Consider the following 16531-nt stretch of genomic DNA (forward strand, 5'->3'; position numbering starts at 1 on the left):
AATGTGTATAGGGTCTTTATCATAATGCCACGCAACTAAAGTAATCAGATATTTCATTATCAATGACTTGTCTACGCTATTTCGTTGCCAAAATAAGAGGATAGTGAAGAAGGTATTCTAAATGACTATTTGTATCTAATGCCATTGTTATACTAACGCTTTACTTATGTAAAATGAAAATAACACAAGTAAAACCAAAAGGCAATTTGCAATGTATATCAATTTTCAAGTTACCAAAGATAACCTTTATACTGGACGGCATTCATCACCCACCTATCGAGGATGGGCGACTTATGCCTATTGCTATCGGTAAGTTGACCGCTTCCCATAATGCACTTAATAACCTTTTCAACGCAATGATAAATGAAACCATAAGTTATCTCCTATTATAATTTTTTAGTTGGTGATAAATTCATGCATAAAATGACGCAAAAACGCTAAGTAACAATAAACCCCCTTGATAGTAAATTTATATCGTCCGGTCGCTAAAAACCACGTCGCTCTATGCTTTTGCTCCTATCGTCCGGTTACCGTCCGGTCGTTTAAATCCACGTCGCTCTATAAATCTAATACTGGCATTTAATCGCTCAAATAAAGTATATTGTATGACTTTACGTTTATTGCTTGTAGTTCACTATGCTGTTACTCGAAAGTTTTCTATTCTACTCGAAAACCTGTAAATCCCTTGATAATACAGGCTTTACCACGATTTTTATCTATCTTACCTCTCACTTACTCGAAAGTTTTTCTATTCTACTCGAAAGCCCGTAAATCCCTTGATAACATAGGCTTTACCACGGTTTTTATCTATCTTACCTCTCACTTACTCGAAAGTTTTTCTATTCTACTCGAAAATCTGTAAACACTTTAATGCCTTTTAACTCCAAAAAAAGCACCTTCCAACATAATAGTGGAAAGTGCTTGTATATAAACGATATATTAACGTTTTGAGAATTGTGGTGAACGACGTGCAGCTTTAAGACCTGGTTTTTTACGTTCTTTCATACGTGGGTCACGTGTTAAGAGACCAGCGCGTTTTAAAGAACCTCTGTATTCAGGATCAGCTTCTAATAATGCACGTGCGATACCGTGACGGATAGCTTGTGCTTGACCAGTAAAGCCACCACCGTGAACGTTAACTAAAACGTCATAGTTACCTTTAGTTTCAGTTACATCAAATGGTTGGTTTAAGTCTAAGATTAATGATTCGAATGGTAAGTACTCACGTACGTCTTTACCGTTAACTGTGATATTACCTTCACCTGGTACTAAACGTACACGTGCTACTGAGTGTTTACGACGGCCTGTGCCTTTATATTCAACTTGTGCCAATGTAATTTCCTCCTTCTAATTAACCACGTAACTCGTAGTTTTCTGGTTGTTGTGCAGCGTGTGGATGTTCAGCGCCACCATAGACAAATAATTTTTTACCTTGTTTTTCACCTAAACGTGAACTTGGTAACATACCTTTGATAGATTTTTCTAATAAACGTTCTGGGTTAGTCGCTCTTAATTCACCAGCAGTGATTGATTTTAAACCACCTGGGTGATTTGAGTGACGGTAGTAAATTTTGTCAGTTTCTTTTTTACCAGTGAACTGGATTTTTGAAGCGTTGATGATGATTACGTAATCACCTGTATCAACGTGTGGTGTGTAAGTTACTTTATTTTTACCGCGTAAGATAGATGCTACTTCTGATGATAAACGACCTAAAGTTTGTCCTTCAGCATCAACAACGTACCATTTGCGTTCAATGTTTGATTCGTTAGCCATAAAAGTTTGACGCATAATTGAGTCCTCCTAATGAATAGATGTTTCTTTTTAATTTCAATCAGCTGTATTAAACAACCTATAAAACGATTATTTATTCCGTTAACTGTTGATCTTCCTGCTTCTATATCTTGTAACACAATAAGTTTCCGGGGCTTATCGTGGGGTGGATATAAAACAATACCGTTAACTATGATATAATTTATCAGCGTAAATGTCAATCGGTTTTAAAAATTTTGCGTGGATTTTTTATAGTGAATTTTAATCTCGTCGCCAAAATCTTCTTTTAACGCTTGTGGACTTAAATAAACCTTTTCTAAATAAAGTCCTTCTGCTGGTGCTGTATGCGGTACAAGGTTTCTGTCTTTCGCAGCGAGTAATTGTGGCACATCGCCTGCTTCACGTCTTCCTTTGCCTACCTCTAACAAATATGCCATGATAACACGTACCATATTATAAAGAAACCCAGAACCAGTAATAATAAAGTCTAGACCTTCACTCGTTTGAACGACTCTGCTTTCATAAATCGTACGCTCTTTACTCTCAACTTCCGTTTTTTGCGAACAAAATGACGTAAAATCATGTGTTCCTATAAAGTGTTGTGCGGCTTCATTCATCGCCTCAATATTTAACTGCGCTGGCTCAAAGGTTTTCAATTGTGCTACAAACGGATTACGATGTGCTGATTGGTAAACAGCATAGCGATACGTCTTCCCTACGCAATCATAGCGGCAATGAAAGGCTTCATCAACGAATTGTACGTCATGCACATAGATGTCATCAGGCAAGCTTCTATTCATCGCATACTGCCACTGTGTTGGTGCAATATTTAAGTCAGTATCAAAATGAAAATATTGCGCTTTGGCATGTACGCCTCGATCAGTTCGACTAGAAGGATGTATGCGTACCGGATGTTTATGCATACGCTTTAGTATTTTCTCAAAATAACCTTGAACCGTTCGTCCTTGATTTTGAATTTGAAATCCTAAAAATTGTCCCCCATGATAACTGATTTTCACTAAAACTCGTGGCATAACCTTAATTCCTCTCTATATAATATAACGAATAAATAATGCGACTACTGCGATTGGAATAATACATAATAAAGCAACCGTATCTCTGAATAACCACTCGAGTCGTCGGTAACTCGTACGTTGCGCATTTGCATCATATCCACGAACTTCCATCGCAATCGCTATTTCTTCTGCACGTTGAAATGCCGAAATAAATAATGGAATAAACAACGGAATAAACGCTTTGATGCGTGTCATCATAGACCCACTTGAAAAGGCAGCCCCACGTGATTTTTGTGCATTCATAATTTTATCCAATTCTTCCATTAATGTAGGAATAAAGCGCAATGCAATGGCCATCATCATGCTTAATGCAGATACAGGTATTTTTAAATATCGCAGTGGTTTAAACAAACGATCAAAAGCATCTGTCAAATCTAATGGGCTCGTCGTTAAAGTTAAAATGGTTGAAATCACCATAATATACGATAAACGAAGTACAATCAACGTCCCTTCTTGTAAACCGTACGTATCAATCGAGATAATGCCCCATTCGAACAGACGTGTCCCCCCTTTTGTCAAAAACATATGCATTATAAATGTTAAGCTTAAAAAGAAAAAGAGTGGTAACAAGCCTTTTAATAAAAACCATAATGGAATGTGCCCTAATTTTAAAAATACATAGAGTACGATACCTAACCAAAGATATGCAAGCCAATCGTGGCTAAAGAAAATAACGACAATAAATAAAAAGACGAACAAAAACTTACTGCGTGGATCTAAACGATGTATGATTGAATCAATTGGCAAATAACGACCAATAATTAACTTATCTTTCATGTTCTTGCCTCCATACTGCATACATCTCTGCAAACTGTTCTTCCGTCATTGCGAGTCGCTCAAAACGTGTATTCAAACGTGTTTCAACATCTCTTTGCAATTGTACAATGTCTGGTAAATCTAAATGTAATGACTGCACATAGGCTGTATCGCTGAAAAGTGCCTCAGGTGGTTGACTGCAAATAACACGCCCTTTTGTCATTACCTTTACTTCATCTGCGTAGGCAGCCACATCGTTCATATCATGCGTAACGAGAATAATCGTTTTGTTCCCCTTCAATTGTATCTCTTTAAACAACTGCATAACTTGACGCTTACTTTTTGGATCTAATCCTGCCGTTGGTTCATCTAACACTAAAATATCTGGATCCATCGCAAGAATCGCCACAAGTGCAACTTTACGCATCTGCCCACCAGACAGCATAAACGGAGATTGTTGCATCACTGCCTCAGCATCAAACCCAAGCTGAGTGAGTAACTGTACAGCTTGTTCACGTGCTTTTTTAAGATCTAGTCCATAGTTTTTCGGTCCAAATAAGATTTCATGTTCGACTGTTTGTTCAAACAACTGAGATTCTGGAAATTGGAATACCATACCTATTCGTTTTCTCACATCTTGCAACAGTTTATCTTTCGTTTTACGGGTAATCGGTACGTCTAAAACATGCAGTTTCCCACGGCTCGGTTTCAATAAACCATTAAAATGTTGTATCAATGTAGACTTACCTGAGCCTGTCTTGCCGATAATCGCATAATAGCGTCCTTGTTCAAAATGTGTCGTCACGAGATTCAGCGCTTGATATTCATAGGGCGTATATTGTTGGTATGTAAATGATACATCTTCAAAATTAATCATGATAAACACTCCAATAATTCATCATATGTGAGAAATCCCGTTCTCAATCCTAGTAACTTTGCCATACGCATCTCAAACGGCATATCCAGCCCATATGCAACCAAGTCATCAGCATGGACAAATATATCATTCACTGAGCCAGATAACGCCACAGACCCCTTATTTAGCACAATCACTTGGTCAGATGCGACAACTTCAGACAAGTCATGGGTAATCGACAACACTGTCACACCATGCGCTTTATTGAGTTCTTGAATGATTGCCAGTATTTCTTTCTTCCCCTCAGGATCCAACATGGACGTAGCTTCATCTAATATAATAAGTTTTGGCTCTAAAGCTAAAACACCTGCAATGGCGACACGCTGCTTTTGACCGCCAGACAACGCACTCGGCTCATGATTTTGCTTGTCATACATATCAACGTCTTTCAATACACGTGCCACAATCTCGTGCATCTCTTCATATGGTACACGTTGATTCTCTAAACCAAATGCGACGTCATACTTTACCGTCGATCCAACAAATTGATTATCCGGATTTTGAAAAACAATACCAATATGATGCTGAAAAGCCGTATACAATGTATTTTTAATTGATTTATTCTCGATAAGAATTTCACCATCAAAATCCGTTTCAATTCCAGCAATTAACTTTGCTAATGTCGATTTCCCAGAACCGTTATGTCCGACGATAGACACCCATTCACCTTGATGGATTGCAAAATTAATACCGTTTAATACATATGGCGTCTCTTCGTCATATCGAAATGAAACATTTTGAAATTGTAATAATGGTTCGTTAGACATACCAAAAACTCCCCTAATTGTTTCAACATGGAATAGCACAGAAAGCTTATTATTTCGTATTATTAAGAAGTAAAACAAATTTGTTAAAATGTTTTCACTGCTAATAGCTACTGCCCTTCCTATATTGCTACTCACTTGAAAGAAGCTATTTTAAAGCTTCCTGTTAAAAAATACTTTTACTTTGTTTGCATCGAAAGCGTGCTTACTTTTATTTTAGAATACCTTTCCATTTTACATAAAAACCCGTGAGCTGTACATTCCTTAAAAATTGTAGATAAAACAAATAAGACCCACACAATGGCAGGTCTTAGAATATGATGCTAAGTATTTGCATAAAAAAGCGCGCACCCCATCCTATTGAGATCACGCTTTATCATCAATATTTAATTGGATGGGATGCTCCTGAGCTAGACAATATCTGTATGTGGCAGACATTATCGTTGCACTCATTTGCTTTAAATGTAGTAGTGTGTATTAATCTATACTAATTCAATAATTACTGTTAAAGCGCCGTCACCTTTACGAGGTGCAACTTTAACGATACGAGTGTAACCACCTTGACGATCTTGATAACGTTCAGCGATTTCACCAAATAATTTTTGTAACGCTGTTTGTGTCGTTTCATCTTCGTTTAAGATTTCAACGTTACGTAATGTTTTAGCAGCATTACGACGAGACGCTAAATCACCTTTTTTACCTAAAGTAATTAATTTTTCAACGACACTACGAAGTTCTTTCGCACGCGCTTCAGTAGTTTCGATACGTTCGCTTACGATTAATGAAGTTGCTAAATCGCGTAACATTGCTTTACGTTGATCTGACGTACGACCTAATTTTCTGTAACCCATGAGTTAACCTCCTTTATCAATCTTCTTTTCTTAGGCCTAAACCTAAGTCTTCTAATTTGTGTTTTACTTCTTCAAGAGACTTTCGACCTAAGTTACGAACTTTCATCATATCAGCCTCTGATTTGTCAGCGAGTTCTTGTACTGAGTTAATACCAGCACGTTTTAAACAGTTGTAAGAACGTACAGATAAGTCTAATTCTTCAATAGACATCTCTAATACTTTTTCTTTTTGATCTTCTTCTTTTTCAATCATGATTTCAGCATTTTGCGCTTCATCAGTTAAACCAACGAAGATATTTAAATGCTCAGTCATAATTTTCGCAGCTAAAGAAACAGATTCTTGTGGTGTAATTGAACCATCTGTCCAAACATCTAAAGTTAACTTATCGTAGTCTGAACTTTGACCAACACGTGTGTTTTCAACTGTGTAATTCACGCGCTCAACTGGTGAGTACAATGAATCTACAGGAATCACGCCGATTGGCATATCACTTGAATTGTTTTGATCAGCTAAAGCGTAACCACGGCCTGTATTTGCAACTAAACGTAGTTTAAAATGACCACCTTTAGAAACTGTTGCAATTTTAAGGTCTGGATTTAAGATCTCAACATCACTGTCATGTGTGATATCTTTAGCAGTGACTTCGCCTTCTTCTTTGACATCGATTTCTAGTGTTTTGTCTTCTTCTGAATATATCTTAAGCGCAAGCTTCTTGATATTCATAACAATCGTAGAAACATCTTCTACTACATTGTCAATCGCAGAGAATTCGTGTAAAACACCCTCGATTTCAATATATTTCACAGCCGCACCTGGTAATGATGATAGTAGGATACGACGTAAGGAGTTTCCTAGTGTAGTACCGTAACCACGTTCAAGTGGTTCAACAACGAACTTACCGAACTTAGCATCATCACTAACTTCAATTGTTTCAATTCTAGGTTTCTCAATTTCAATCATTTACATATCCTCCTTAAACACGTCGATTTGCATAAACTATAAATTTTGTGAACATGTGACAAAGCAAAAAATTTAAATTATACGCGACGACGTTTTGGCGGACGGCAACCATTGTGTGGTACTGGAGTAACGTCTTTGATCGCTGTTACTTCTAAACCTGCTGATTGTAACGCACGGATCGCTGATTCACGACCTGGACCAGGACCTTTTACAGTTACTTCAACTGATTTTAAACCGTGTTCCATTGCAGCTTTTGAAGCTGTTTCTGAAGCCATTTGTGCAGCGAATGGTGTAGATTTTTTAGAACCTTTAAAACCAAGCGCACCTGCAGATGACCAAGATAATGCGTTACCAAATTCATCTGTAATAGTTACAATTGTATTGTTGAATGTAGAACGGATGTGAGCTACACCGTTTTCAATATTCTTTTTCACTCTACGTTTACGTGATACTTGTTTACGTGCCATAGTACTATTTGCCTCCTTTACCTATTATTTTTTCTTGTTAGCAACAGTTTTAACTGGGCCTTTACGCGTACGCGCATTGTTTTTTGTTTTTTGACCATTTACTGGTAAGCCACGACGGTGACGAATACCACGGTATGATGAGATTTCCATTAAGCGTTTGATGTTTAAGTTAGTTTCACGACGTAAGTCACCTTCAACTTTATAACCATCAACAACTTCACGAATACGACCTAACTCATCATCAGTTAAATCTTTAACACGTGTGTCTTCTGAAACGTTCGCTTCTGAAAGAATTTTTTGTGCTGTTGCTTTACCGATACCGTAGATATAAGTTAATGAAATTACTACGCGCTTATCACGTGGGATATCAATTCCTGCAATACGTGCCATTATATTTACACCTCTCTTTTAATTAACCTTGTTTTTGTTTGTGTTTAGGGTTTTCACAAATTACCATAACTTTACCTTTACGTTTAATGACTTTACATTTTTCGCAAATAGGTTTCACAGATGGTCTGACTTTCATTTTTATACCTCCTTCAATGATGGAGTGACAATTATTTATAACGATATGTGATTCTGCCGCGTGTTAAATCATACGGAGACATTTCAACTGTTACTTTATCGCCTGGTAGAATACGAATGTAGTTCATGCGAATTTTACCACTAACGTGTGCTAAAATCTCATGGCCATTTTCTAATTCTACTTTAAACATTGCATTTGGTAAAGTATCAAGTACTGTACCTTCAAGTTCGATTACGTCTTGTTTCGCCATTGATTAACTCCTCCTTTTCAGTTGTAAGGATTATAGAATATCAACTCGATTATAGTGCCTGGATATCACTTCAAAATCATCATTATCGTTAATTCATGTCACATATATTGTTTCAATCTCAATACTAACGACTTATGAAAAGAGCAATGCATCCAAGTCGTTCTATTTGAGTGATTCTAAAATTTGAATTACATCCTCTGAAACAGCATCAATTTGTTTTGAACCATCAATGTTTTTCAGAACCCCTTCTTGACCGTAAAAGTCTAAAATTGGTTTAGATTGTTTGATGTTCACGTTTAAACGATTTGCAACTGTTTCTGGATTGTCATCTTCACGTTGATAAAGTTTACCACCATCAAGATCACAAACACCTTCAACCTTTGGAGGATTGAAAACAAGATGATATGTTGTCCCGCAAGTTTCGCAAATGCGACGTCCTGTAAGACGATTCATCAATTCCTCTTCTGGAACTTCGATGTTAACAACAGCGTCGATTTTTCTACCTAGTTCTTCTAAAATTGAATTAAGCGCTTCAGCTTGTTCAATTGTTCGAGGAAATCCGTCTAATAAGAATCCTTTTTTCGCGTCATCTTCAGAGATGCGTTCTTTAACAATTCCTACTGTAACTTCATCTGGTACAAGTTCGCCGCGATCCATGTATGACTTAGCTTCTTTCCCAAGTTCAGTTTGATCTTTGATCGCTTTTCTGAACATATCCCCTGTTGAAATATGAGGGATTGGGTATTTCTTAACTATTTCACTCGCTTGCGTTCCTTTACCAGCACCAGGTAATCCCATTAAGATAATGTTCATATATGCCCTCCTAAAAATTAACGTCTACCAAAGCCTTTATACTCTCGTTCATTCACTTGTGCTTCTAAGCTCTTCATCGTTTCGATAGCAACACCGATAACGATCAGTAAGCTTGTACCACCCACTTGAATCGATTGAGGTAAGTTCATAAACTTCGTCGCAATAATTGGCAAGATGGCAATCACTGCTAAGAAAATTGACCCTACAAACGTTAAGCGATAAAGGACTTTCGTAATATATTTTTTAGTATTAATGCCCGGACGAATACCCGGAACATAACTACCTTGTTTCTTCAGGTTTTCTGCCATCTTCTCTGGGTTAACTTGAACGAATGCATAGAAATAAGTAAATGCAATAATTAAGACAACATATACGATCATCCCAATGTTATGAGATGGGTCCGCGTAAGTCCCAATCGTTTTCGCCCAATCCGCTTTAGGGAAGAACAATGTCAAAGTTCTTGGTAACAAGAAAAATGCCATTGCAAAAATGACAGGAATAACACCTGCTGAGTTTACTTTCAAAGGTAAATACGTTGCTTGTGAACCGAGTTGCATTTTGGATTGTTTCTTAGCGTATTGAATTGGTATTTTACGAATCGCTTGTAAGACATAAACGGCACCTACTGTAAGAAGTATCATACCGATGATAAGTCCTGCGACTTTCAACCAAGCCAATGTTACATCATCTTGTCCAATAAACTCTTGTTGGTAAAATTGGATTAATGCTGATGGTAACGATGCTAAGATACCTGCAAAGATAATGATAGAAATACCATTACCAACGCCATATTGCGTAATTTGTTCACCTAACCACATTAAAAATGCAGTTCCTGTTGTTAAAACAATTGCAATTAATAGATATGACCAAACATTTTGGTTCTTAATTAATGCACCATCTAAATAAGTATTGAACTGAAAAGACATACCTATTGATTGAATGAACGCTAGAACAATTGTGAAATAACGTGTGAAAGTACTTAACTTTTTACGACCTGTTTCACCTTGTTTCGCCCATTCAGTAAACTTAGGTACTATATCCATTTGAAGCAATTGCATAACAATGGAAGCTGTGATGTAAGGCATAATTCCCATTGCAAAGATGGAAAAGTTCTTCAAGGCACCGCCACCAAACGTGTTTAACAAGTCAGTGACGCCTTGAGAACCTCGTTGATTATCAAAAGCTGCTGGATCAACACCAGGTGCTGGAATATACGTACCTATTTTGAAAATTACTAACATTGCAAGAGTAAAAAGAATCTTGTTTCTTACTTCTTTTGTTTTAAAGAAGTTTACAACCGTATGAAACATTAGATCACCTCGTGTGCTCCGCCTTTCGCTTCAATTGCTTCTTTGGCTGCAGCTGAGAATTTGTGTGCTTTAACAGTCAATTTTTTCTCTAATGAACCATTACCTAAAATCTTGATACCAGATTTTTCGCTTTTAACGACGCCTGTTTCGATTAATAATTCAGGTGTTACCTCAGTACCATCTTCAAATTTGTTAAGTTGATCTAAATTAACAATAGCGTATTCTTTACGGTTAATGTTTGTGAAACCACGTTTTGGAATACGACGGAATAATGGTAATTGACCACCTTCGAAACCTGGTCTTACACTACCACCTGAACGTGCTTTTTGACCTTTTTGACCGCGACCACTTGTTTTACCGTTACCAGTACCCGCACCACGGCCGACACGGTTACGTACTTTACGTGAACCTTCTGATGGTTTTAATTCATGTAATTTCATTTCGGCACCTCCTTAATTATTTTTCTTCTACTGTTACTAAGTGACTTACTTTGTTAATTTGTCCACGAATTGCATCGTTGTCTTCAACAACTACTGAAGAGTGCATTTTTTTAAGACCTAATGCTTCTACAGTTTTACGTTGTGTTTCAGGACGACCGATAACACTTCGAGTGAGGGTAATTTGAATTTTAGCCATTTATCTGTTTCCCTCCTTAATTGTATAATTCTTCTACTGATTTACCACGTAAACGGGCAACTTCTTCAGCATTTTTTAAGTTTTGTAAACCGTCGATAGTCGCACGTACCATGTTGATAGGTGTGTTAGAACCTAATGATTTACTTAAGATATCAGTGATACCTGCAAGCTCAAGTACGGCACGAACTGGTCCACCCGCGATAACACCTGTACCAGGTGCAGCTGGTTTCATTAAAACACTTCCTGAACCGAAACGTCCAGTAATTGTGTGAGGAGTAGTTCCGTCAACACGATGAACAGTGATAAGTTCTTTTTTAGCAGCTTCAACTGCTTTTTTGATTGCTTCAGGTACCTCTTGTGCTTTACCAGTACCGAAACCAACGCGACCATTTTTGTCACCTACTACTACTAATGCTGTGAAACGGAAACGACGTCCACCTTTAACAACTTTCGCAACACGGTTGATCGTAACAACGCGTTCTTCAAATTCTTTAACTTCTTCTTCTCTACGAGCCATTGAGTTGTCCCTCCTTTAAATTAAAATTGAAGTCCATTTTCGCGAGCTGCATCTGCTAATGCTTTCACACGTCCGTGGAATAAGTATCCTCCACGATCAAATACAACTGCTTCGATGCCTTTTTCATTCGCTTTTTTAGCGATTGCTTCACCAACTTTAGTTGCCATTTCAACTTTAGTCGCTGATGTATCTACGCCGCTATCTTTTGTAGACGCTTGTGCTAAAGTTACGCCTTTAGTGTCGTCAATGATTTGTGCATAGATGTGTTTATTTGAACGATATACGTTAAGACGTGGTCTTTCGCTAGTACCTGACAATTTCGTACGAACACGTGCATGTCTTTTTAAACGTACTTTGTTTTTATCAATTTTGCTGATCATGTCAATACTCCTTTCTATAGAGTTTATTTATTATTTACCAGTTTTACCTTCTTTACGGCGAACATATTCACCTTGGTAACGAATACCTTTACCTTTATAAGGTTCTGGTGGACGAACGTCACGAATTTTAGATGCTGTTGCACCAACTAATTCTTTGTCGATACCTTCAACTTTGACAGTCGTATTTTTTTCTACTGAGAAAGTAATACCTTCAGCAGCTTCGATTTCAACTGGATGAGAATAACCAACGTTTAATACAAGTTTAGAACCTTGAACTTGTGCACGGTAACCAACACCGATAAGTTCTAAAGTTTTTTCGTATCCTTTAGATACACCTTGTACCATATTATTGATTAACGCACGAGTTGTACCATGAACAGTTCTGTGTTCTTTAGAATCTGATGGTCTTACAACTTCAAGTGTGTTTTCTTCTTGTTTATAAGTCATTTCTGGGTTTAAAGTTTGTGATAATTCACCTTTTGGTCCTTTAACAGAAACTGTACTACCATCGATAGTAACAGTTACATCGCTAGGGATCTCAATAATTTTTTTACCAACACGGCTCATGTTATGGCACCTCCTTATTTATTTAATATTACCAAATGTATGCTAATACTTCGCCACCAACGTTACGTTTTCTAGCTTCTCTATCAGTGATTACACCTTCAGAAGTAGATACTAATGCAATACCAAGGCCATTTAATACTTTAGGCATTTCGCTTGCTTTAGCGTAAACACGTAAACCTGGTTTAGAAATACGTTTTAAGCCTGTAATAACACGCTCGTTGTTTGAACCATATTTCAAGAATATACGGATAACACCTTGTTTATCATCTTCGATATATTCTACATTTTTGATGAAACCTTCATTTTTAAGGATTTCAGCAATTTCTTTTTTAATGTTTGATGCAGGTAACTCCAATTTTTCATGGCGCACCATGTTTGCATTTCTTACACGAGTTAGCATATCTGCAATTGGATCTGACAATGTCATAGTTTGTTGCCTCCTTTCAAGAGTTTAATATTTTACCAGCTAGCTTTACGTACGCCAGGAATTTGACCTTTGTAAGCTAATTCACGGAAACAAATACGGCAAAGTTTAAATTTACGATATACTGAGTGTGGACGACCACAGCGTTCACAGCGTGTATATTCACGGACTTGGAACTTTTGTTTACGTTGTTGCTTAGCAACCATTGATTTTTTAGCCACTTATTTAGCCTCCTTCAGAGATTATTTTTGAAATGGCATACCGAATTGTGTTAACAATTCACGAGCTTCCTCGTCAGTGTTAGCAGTCGTTACGATAACGATATCCATTCCACGTACTTTTGATACTTTATCATAGTCAATCTCAGGGAAAATTAATTGTTCTTTAACACCTAATGTGTAGTTACCACGACCGTCGAATGCATTTTTAGATACACCGCGGAAGTCACGTACACGTGGAAGTGATACAGAAATTAATTTATCTAAGAATTCGTACATTCTTTCACCACGTAATGTTACTTTTGCACCAATTGGCATACCTTCACGTAAACGGAATGTCGCAACTGATTTTTTAGCTTTTGTGATTAATGGTTTTTGACCAGTGATTGCTGTTAATTCTTCAACAGCTGTGTCCAATACTTTAGAGTTTTGAACTGCGTCACCAACACCCATGTTCACAACGATTTTGTCAATTTTAGGTACTTGCATTACTGAACTGTAATTGAATTTTTTAACTAAGTTCTCTGTAACTTCTGAGTTAAATTTTTCTTTCAAACGATTCAAAGTGGATCCTCCTTTCACCTGTTATTATTTATTAGACTTGATTTCTTCGCCAGATTTTTTTGCGATACGAACTTTTTTACCGTCAACAAATTTGTAGCCTACACGAGTAGGTTCGTTTGTTTTAGGGTCTAATACTTGTACGTTAGAAACATGAATAGCAGCTTCTGTTTCTAAGATTCCACCTTCAGGATTGAATTGCGTTGGTTTTTGGTGTTTTTTGATCATGTTAACACCTTCAACAACTACACGGTCTTTTTTAGGTTGAGTTGCTACAACTTTACCTGTTTTACCTTTGTCTTTTCCTGCAATAACGATAACATTGTCACCTTTTTTAATATGCATGTGGGCACCTCCTTGAATTTGTTTATAAATGATTACTAATTAAAGTACTTCTGGTGCAAGGGAAACGATTTTCATAAAGTTTCCATCACGTAATTCACGTGCAACAGGTCCAAAGATACGAGTACCACGTGGGCCTTTGTCATCACGGATTACAACACATGCATTTTCATCGAATTTGATGTATGAACCGTCTTTACGACGTACGCCTGATTTAGTACGTACTACAACAGCTTTAACAACATCACCCTTCTTAACAACGCCACCAGGTGTAGCATTTTTAACAGTTGCTACGATGACATCACCGATGTTAGCTGTTTTACGGCCAGATCCACCTAATACTTTGATTGTAAGAACTTCACGAGCACCAGAGTTGTCTGCTACTTTTAAGCGTGTTTCTTGTTGGATCATGATTATACCTCCCTTATCTCTTTAAATAGTCATTAAATGATTACTGATTCTTCGACAATTTCTACTAAACGGAAACGTTTTGTCGCTGATAAAGGACGCGTTTCTTGAATTTTAACAATATCTCCTAATTTAGCTGAATTGTTTTCATCATGTGTTTTGTATTTTTTTGAGTATTTAACACGTTTACCATATAGTTTGTGTGTTTTGTAAGTTTCAACTAAAACAGTGATTGTTTTGTCCATTTTATCTGAAACAACTTTACCAACGTAAACTTTACGATCATTTCTTTCGCTCACTTTAGTAACCTCCTCTTTCAACTATTATTGGTTTGCTTTACCTTGTTCTAATTCTCTTTCACGTGCAACAGTTTTTAGACGCGCGATCGTTTTTCTTACTGTTTTGATGCGTGCAGTCTCTTCTAATTGACCTGTAGCTAATTGAAAGCGTAGGTTAAAAAGCTCTTCTTTTGAAGATTTGATTTGCTCTTCGATTTCTGAAGTGGTTAAGTCTCTAATTTCCTTAGCTTTCATTTGATTCACCACCCAATTCTTCACGTTTTACAAACTTCGTTTTAACTGGAAGTTTGTGGCTTGCTAAACGTAGTGCTTCACGCGCAACTTCTTCAGATACGCCTGCTACTTCAAATAATACTCTACCTGGTTTAACTACTGCGATCCAGCCTTCAACCGCACCTTTACCAGCACCCATACGTACTTCTAAAGGTTTTTGTGTGTATGGCGTGTGAGGGAAGATTTTAATCCAAACTTTCCCGCCACGTTTCATGTAACGTGTCATAGCAATACGAGCTGATTCGATTTGACGAGAAGTGATCCAAGAAGTTGTAGTTGCTTGAAGACCAAACTCACCAAATGTTACAAAGTTACCGCCTTTAGAACGACCTTTTGTGTCAGGACGATGTTGACGACGATATTTTACACGCTTTGGTAGTAACATAATTATTTTCCTCCTTCACTATTTTTCTTAGTAGGAAGAACTTCACCACGATAAATCCATACTTTAACACCTAACTTACCGTAAGTTGTGTCAGCTTCTGCATGTGCATAATCAATGTCAGCACGTAATGTATGAAGTGGTACAGTTCCTTCTGAATATTGTTCAGCACGCGCGATGTCAGCGCCACCTAAACGACCTGATACTTGAGTTTTGATACCTTTCGCACCAAGTTTCATTGCTCTACCAATTGCTTGTTTTTGTACACGACGGAATGATGCACGGTTTTCTAATTGACGTGCAATGTTTTCAGCAACTAAACGAGCATCAAGATCAACTTTCTTGATTTCAACTACGTTGATGTGAACTTTTTTATCAGTCAATTGGTTTAATTTGTTACGAAGTTTTTCAATTTCTGAACCGCCTTTACCGATTACCATACCTGGTTTACCAGTGTGAATTGCAATGTTGATGCGGTTAGCAGCACGCTCGATCTCAACGTGAGATACTGAAGCGTCTTTCAATGCTTTATCAATAAATTTACGAATTTTTAAGTCTTCGTGTAAAAGTGATGCGAAGTCTTTTTCTGCATACCATTTAGCTTCCCAGTCACGAATTACACCAACACGAAGTCCGATTGGATTAATTTTTTGACCCACAATGTTCCCTCCTTAATGATTTGATTAAGCTTCTTGAGCTTCTTCTTTACCGTCACTTACTACGATAGTGATATGGCTTGTTCTTTTGTTAATAGCACTTGCACGTCCTTGAGCACGTGGACGGAAACGTTTTAAAGTTGGTCCTTCGTTAGCGTAAGCTTCTTTAACAACTAATTCGTCTGTGTTCATACCATAGTTGTGTTCAGCATTAGCTAAAGCGGACATTAATAATTTTTCTACTACTGGAGAAGAAGCTTTATTTGTTAATTTCAAAATAGCTACTGCTTCTCTTACGTCTTTACCTCGGATTAGGTCTAATACTAATCGTACTTTACGAGGTGCGATTCTGATAGTTCTAGCAACCGCTTTTGCTTCCATTCGTATTTCCTCCTCTACTTACTAGA

The 16531-nt window shown here is 37.3% G+C and carries 29 protein-coding genes; all 29 read right to left on the bottom strand.

All coding sequences use genetic code 11. From position 1 onward, the window contains the following. Window positions 1-939: 939 nt before the first annotated feature. The 29 genes from rpsI to rplV all read right to left on the bottom strand — a co-directional run bounded on the left by rpsI (window position 940) and on the right by rplV (window position 16505). The gene (gene rpsI / locus TP70_RS03725) at window positions 940-1332 is read right to left on the bottom strand and encodes a 30S ribosomal protein S9 (protein WP_044359397.1); all 393 of its coding nucleotides are present in this window, start codon (window positions 1330-1332) and stop codon (window positions 940-942) included. A gap of 19 nt (window positions 1333-1351) precedes the next feature. Beyond that, window positions 1352-1789, bottom strand: a complete 438-nt coding sequence (rplM, locus tag TP70_RS03730) for a 50S ribosomal protein L13 (protein WP_044359398.1) — start codon at window positions 1787-1789, stop codon at window positions 1352-1354. Window positions 1790-1998: 209 nt separating this feature from the next. Next, entirely contained in the window at window positions 1999-2805 is an 807-nt protein-coding gene (gene truA / locus TP70_RS03735; RefSeq protein ID WP_044359399.1) for a tRNA pseudouridine(38-40) synthase TruA, read from the bottom strand. A 15-nt stretch (window positions 2806-2820) separates the two neighbouring features. Continuing rightward, window positions 2821-3624: an energy-coupling factor transporter transmembrane component T family protein gene (locus TP70_RS03740; protein WP_044359400.1), complete on the bottom strand. Its 804-nt coding sequence runs from the start codon at window positions 3622-3624 to the stop codon at window positions 2821-2823. Continuing rightward, window positions 3614-4480, bottom strand: a complete 867-nt coding sequence (locus tag TP70_RS03745; RefSeq protein WP_044359401.1) for an energy-coupling factor transporter ATPase — start codon at window positions 4478-4480, stop codon at window positions 3614-3616. Before TP70_RS03745 ends, TP70_RS03740 begins: the two co-directional genes overlap by 11 nt. Next, window positions 4477-5286 (bottom strand): energy-coupling factor transporter ATPase, encoded by an 810-nt coding sequence (locus TP70_RS03750; RefSeq protein WP_044359402.1) that lies wholly within the window; start codon window positions 5284-5286, stop codon window positions 4477-4479. The genes TP70_RS03745 and TP70_RS03750 overlap by 4 nt, the downstream gene beginning before the upstream one ends. Before the next feature lie 479 nt (window positions 5287-5765). Next, complete coding sequence (gene rplQ, locus TP70_RS03755) at window positions 5766-6134, bottom strand: 50S ribosomal protein L17 (RefSeq protein WP_044359403.1); 369 nt, start codon at window positions 6132-6134, stop codon at window positions 5766-5768. Between the two features lie 16 nt (window positions 6135-6150). Next, window positions 6151-7095, bottom strand: coding sequence for a DNA-directed RNA polymerase subunit alpha (locus TP70_RS03760; protein WP_044359404.1), 945 nt, complete (start codon window positions 7093-7095; stop codon window positions 6151-6153). Window positions 7096-7172: 77 nt separating this feature from the next. Then, window positions 7173-7562: a 30S ribosomal protein S11 gene (gene rpsK, locus TP70_RS03765; RefSeq protein WP_014613235.1), complete on the bottom strand. Its 390-nt coding sequence runs from the start codon at window positions 7560-7562 to the stop codon at window positions 7173-7175. Between the two features lie 24 nt (window positions 7563-7586). Then, window positions 7587-7952, bottom strand: coding sequence for a 30S ribosomal protein S13 (gene rpsM / locus TP70_RS03770; protein ID WP_044359405.1), 366 nt, complete (start codon window positions 7950-7952; stop codon window positions 7587-7589). A 22-nt stretch (window positions 7953-7974) separates the two neighbouring features. After that, window positions 7975-8088: a 50S ribosomal protein L36 gene (rpmJ, locus tag TP70_RS03775; RefSeq protein ID WP_002509257.1), complete on the bottom strand. Its 114-nt coding sequence runs from the start codon at window positions 8086-8088 to the stop codon at window positions 7975-7977. Between the two features lie 31 nt (window positions 8089-8119). Then, a complete protein-coding gene (gene infA / locus TP70_RS03780; RefSeq protein WP_001118443.1) occupies window positions 8120-8338 on the bottom strand; it encodes a translation initiation factor IF-1 in 219 nt (72 codons plus the stop codon). Window positions 8339-8500: 162 nt separating this feature from the next. Further along, window positions 8501-9151 carry an adenylate kinase gene (locus TP70_RS03785; protein ID WP_044359543.1) on the bottom strand — a complete coding sequence of 217 codons (651 nt, stop codon included), beginning with the start codon at window positions 9149-9151 and terminating at the stop codon, window positions 8501-8503. A gap of 17 nt (window positions 9152-9168) precedes the next feature. Further along, window positions 9169-10461, bottom strand: coding sequence for a preprotein translocase subunit SecY (gene secY, locus TP70_RS03790; protein WP_044359544.1), 1293 nt, complete (start codon window positions 10459-10461; stop codon window positions 9169-9171). Beyond that, window positions 10461-10901, bottom strand: a complete 441-nt coding sequence (gene rplO, locus TP70_RS03795) for a 50S ribosomal protein L15 (protein WP_044359545.1) — start codon at window positions 10899-10901, stop codon at window positions 10461-10463. The genes secY and rplO overlap by 1 nt, the downstream gene beginning before the upstream one ends. A gap of 16 nt (window positions 10902-10917) precedes the next feature. Next, window positions 10918-11097: a 50S ribosomal protein L30 gene (gene rpmD, locus TP70_RS03800; RefSeq protein WP_044359546.1), complete on the bottom strand. Its 180-nt coding sequence runs from the start codon at window positions 11095-11097 to the stop codon at window positions 10918-10920. 16 nt (window positions 11098-11113) lie between these two features. Then, window positions 11114-11614: a 30S ribosomal protein S5 gene (gene rpsE, locus TP70_RS03805; protein ID WP_044359547.1), complete on the bottom strand. Its 501-nt coding sequence runs from the start codon at window positions 11612-11614 to the stop codon at window positions 11114-11116. A 20-nt stretch (window positions 11615-11634) separates the two neighbouring features. Further along, window positions 11635-11994 carry a 50S ribosomal protein L18 gene (gene rplR / locus TP70_RS03810; protein ID WP_044359548.1) on the bottom strand — a complete coding sequence of 120 codons (360 nt, stop codon included), beginning with the start codon at window positions 11992-11994 and terminating at the stop codon, window positions 11635-11637. 30 nt (window positions 11995-12024) lie between these two features. Then, entirely contained in the window at window positions 12025-12561 is a 537-nt protein-coding gene (gene rplF / locus TP70_RS03815) for a 50S ribosomal protein L6 (protein ID WP_044359549.1), read from the bottom strand. A 28-nt stretch (window positions 12562-12589) separates the two neighbouring features. Next, the gene (gene rpsH, locus TP70_RS03820) at window positions 12590-12988 is read right to left on the bottom strand and encodes a 30S ribosomal protein S8 (RefSeq protein ID WP_044359550.1); all 399 of its coding nucleotides are present in this window, start codon (window positions 12986-12988) and stop codon (window positions 12590-12592) included. Between the two features lie 32 nt (window positions 12989-13020). After that, entirely contained in the window at window positions 13021-13206 is a 186-nt protein-coding gene (locus TP70_RS03825) for a type Z 30S ribosomal protein S14 (RefSeq protein ID WP_009382778.1), read from the bottom strand. Window positions 13207-13227: 21 nt separating this feature from the next. Then, window positions 13228-13767: a 50S ribosomal protein L5 gene (gene rplE, locus TP70_RS03830; RefSeq protein WP_044359552.1), complete on the bottom strand. Its 540-nt coding sequence runs from the start codon at window positions 13765-13767 to the stop codon at window positions 13228-13230. Window positions 13768-13791: 24 nt separating this feature from the next. After that, window positions 13792-14109 carry a 50S ribosomal protein L24 gene (gene rplX / locus TP70_RS03835; RefSeq protein WP_044359553.1) on the bottom strand — a complete coding sequence of 106 codons (318 nt, stop codon included), beginning with the start codon at window positions 14107-14109 and terminating at the stop codon, window positions 13792-13794. 39 nt (window positions 14110-14148) lie between these two features. Beyond that, window positions 14149-14517 (bottom strand): 50S ribosomal protein L14, encoded by a 369-nt coding sequence (gene rplN / locus TP70_RS03840; RefSeq protein ID WP_044359554.1) that lies wholly within the window; start codon window positions 14515-14517, stop codon window positions 14149-14151. A gap of 32 nt (window positions 14518-14549) precedes the next feature. Continuing rightward, a complete protein-coding gene (rpsQ, locus tag TP70_RS03845) occupies window positions 14550-14813 on the bottom strand; it encodes a 30S ribosomal protein S17 (protein ID WP_000004086.1) in 264 nt (87 codons plus the stop codon). Between the two features lie 24 nt (window positions 14814-14837). Next, a complete protein-coding gene (gene rpmC / locus TP70_RS03850) occupies window positions 14838-15047 on the bottom strand; it encodes a 50S ribosomal protein L29 (protein ID WP_014613220.1) in 210 nt (69 codons plus the stop codon). After that, the gene (rplP, locus tag TP70_RS03855) at window positions 15037-15471 is read right to left on the bottom strand and encodes a 50S ribosomal protein L16 (RefSeq protein ID WP_044359570.1); all 435 of its coding nucleotides are present in this window, start codon (window positions 15469-15471) and stop codon (window positions 15037-15039) included. Before rplP ends, rpmC begins: the two co-directional genes overlap by 11 nt. Window positions 15472-15473: 2 nt before the next feature. Beyond that, a complete protein-coding gene (rpsC, locus tag TP70_RS03860) occupies window positions 15474-16127 on the bottom strand; it encodes a 30S ribosomal protein S3 (protein WP_044359571.1) in 654 nt (217 codons plus the stop codon). Between the two features lie 24 nt (window positions 16128-16151). Continuing rightward, the gene (gene rplV / locus TP70_RS03865; RefSeq protein WP_016426354.1) at window positions 16152-16505 is read right to left on the bottom strand and encodes a 50S ribosomal protein L22; all 354 of its coding nucleotides are present in this window, start codon (window positions 16503-16505) and stop codon (window positions 16152-16154) included. Window positions 16506-16531 lie beyond the last annotated feature (26 nt).

It is taken from the genome of Staphylococcus microti (genome assembly GCF_000934465.1).
Classification (GTDB): Bacteria; Bacillota; Bacilli; order Staphylococcales; family Staphylococcaceae; genus Staphylococcus; species Staphylococcus microti.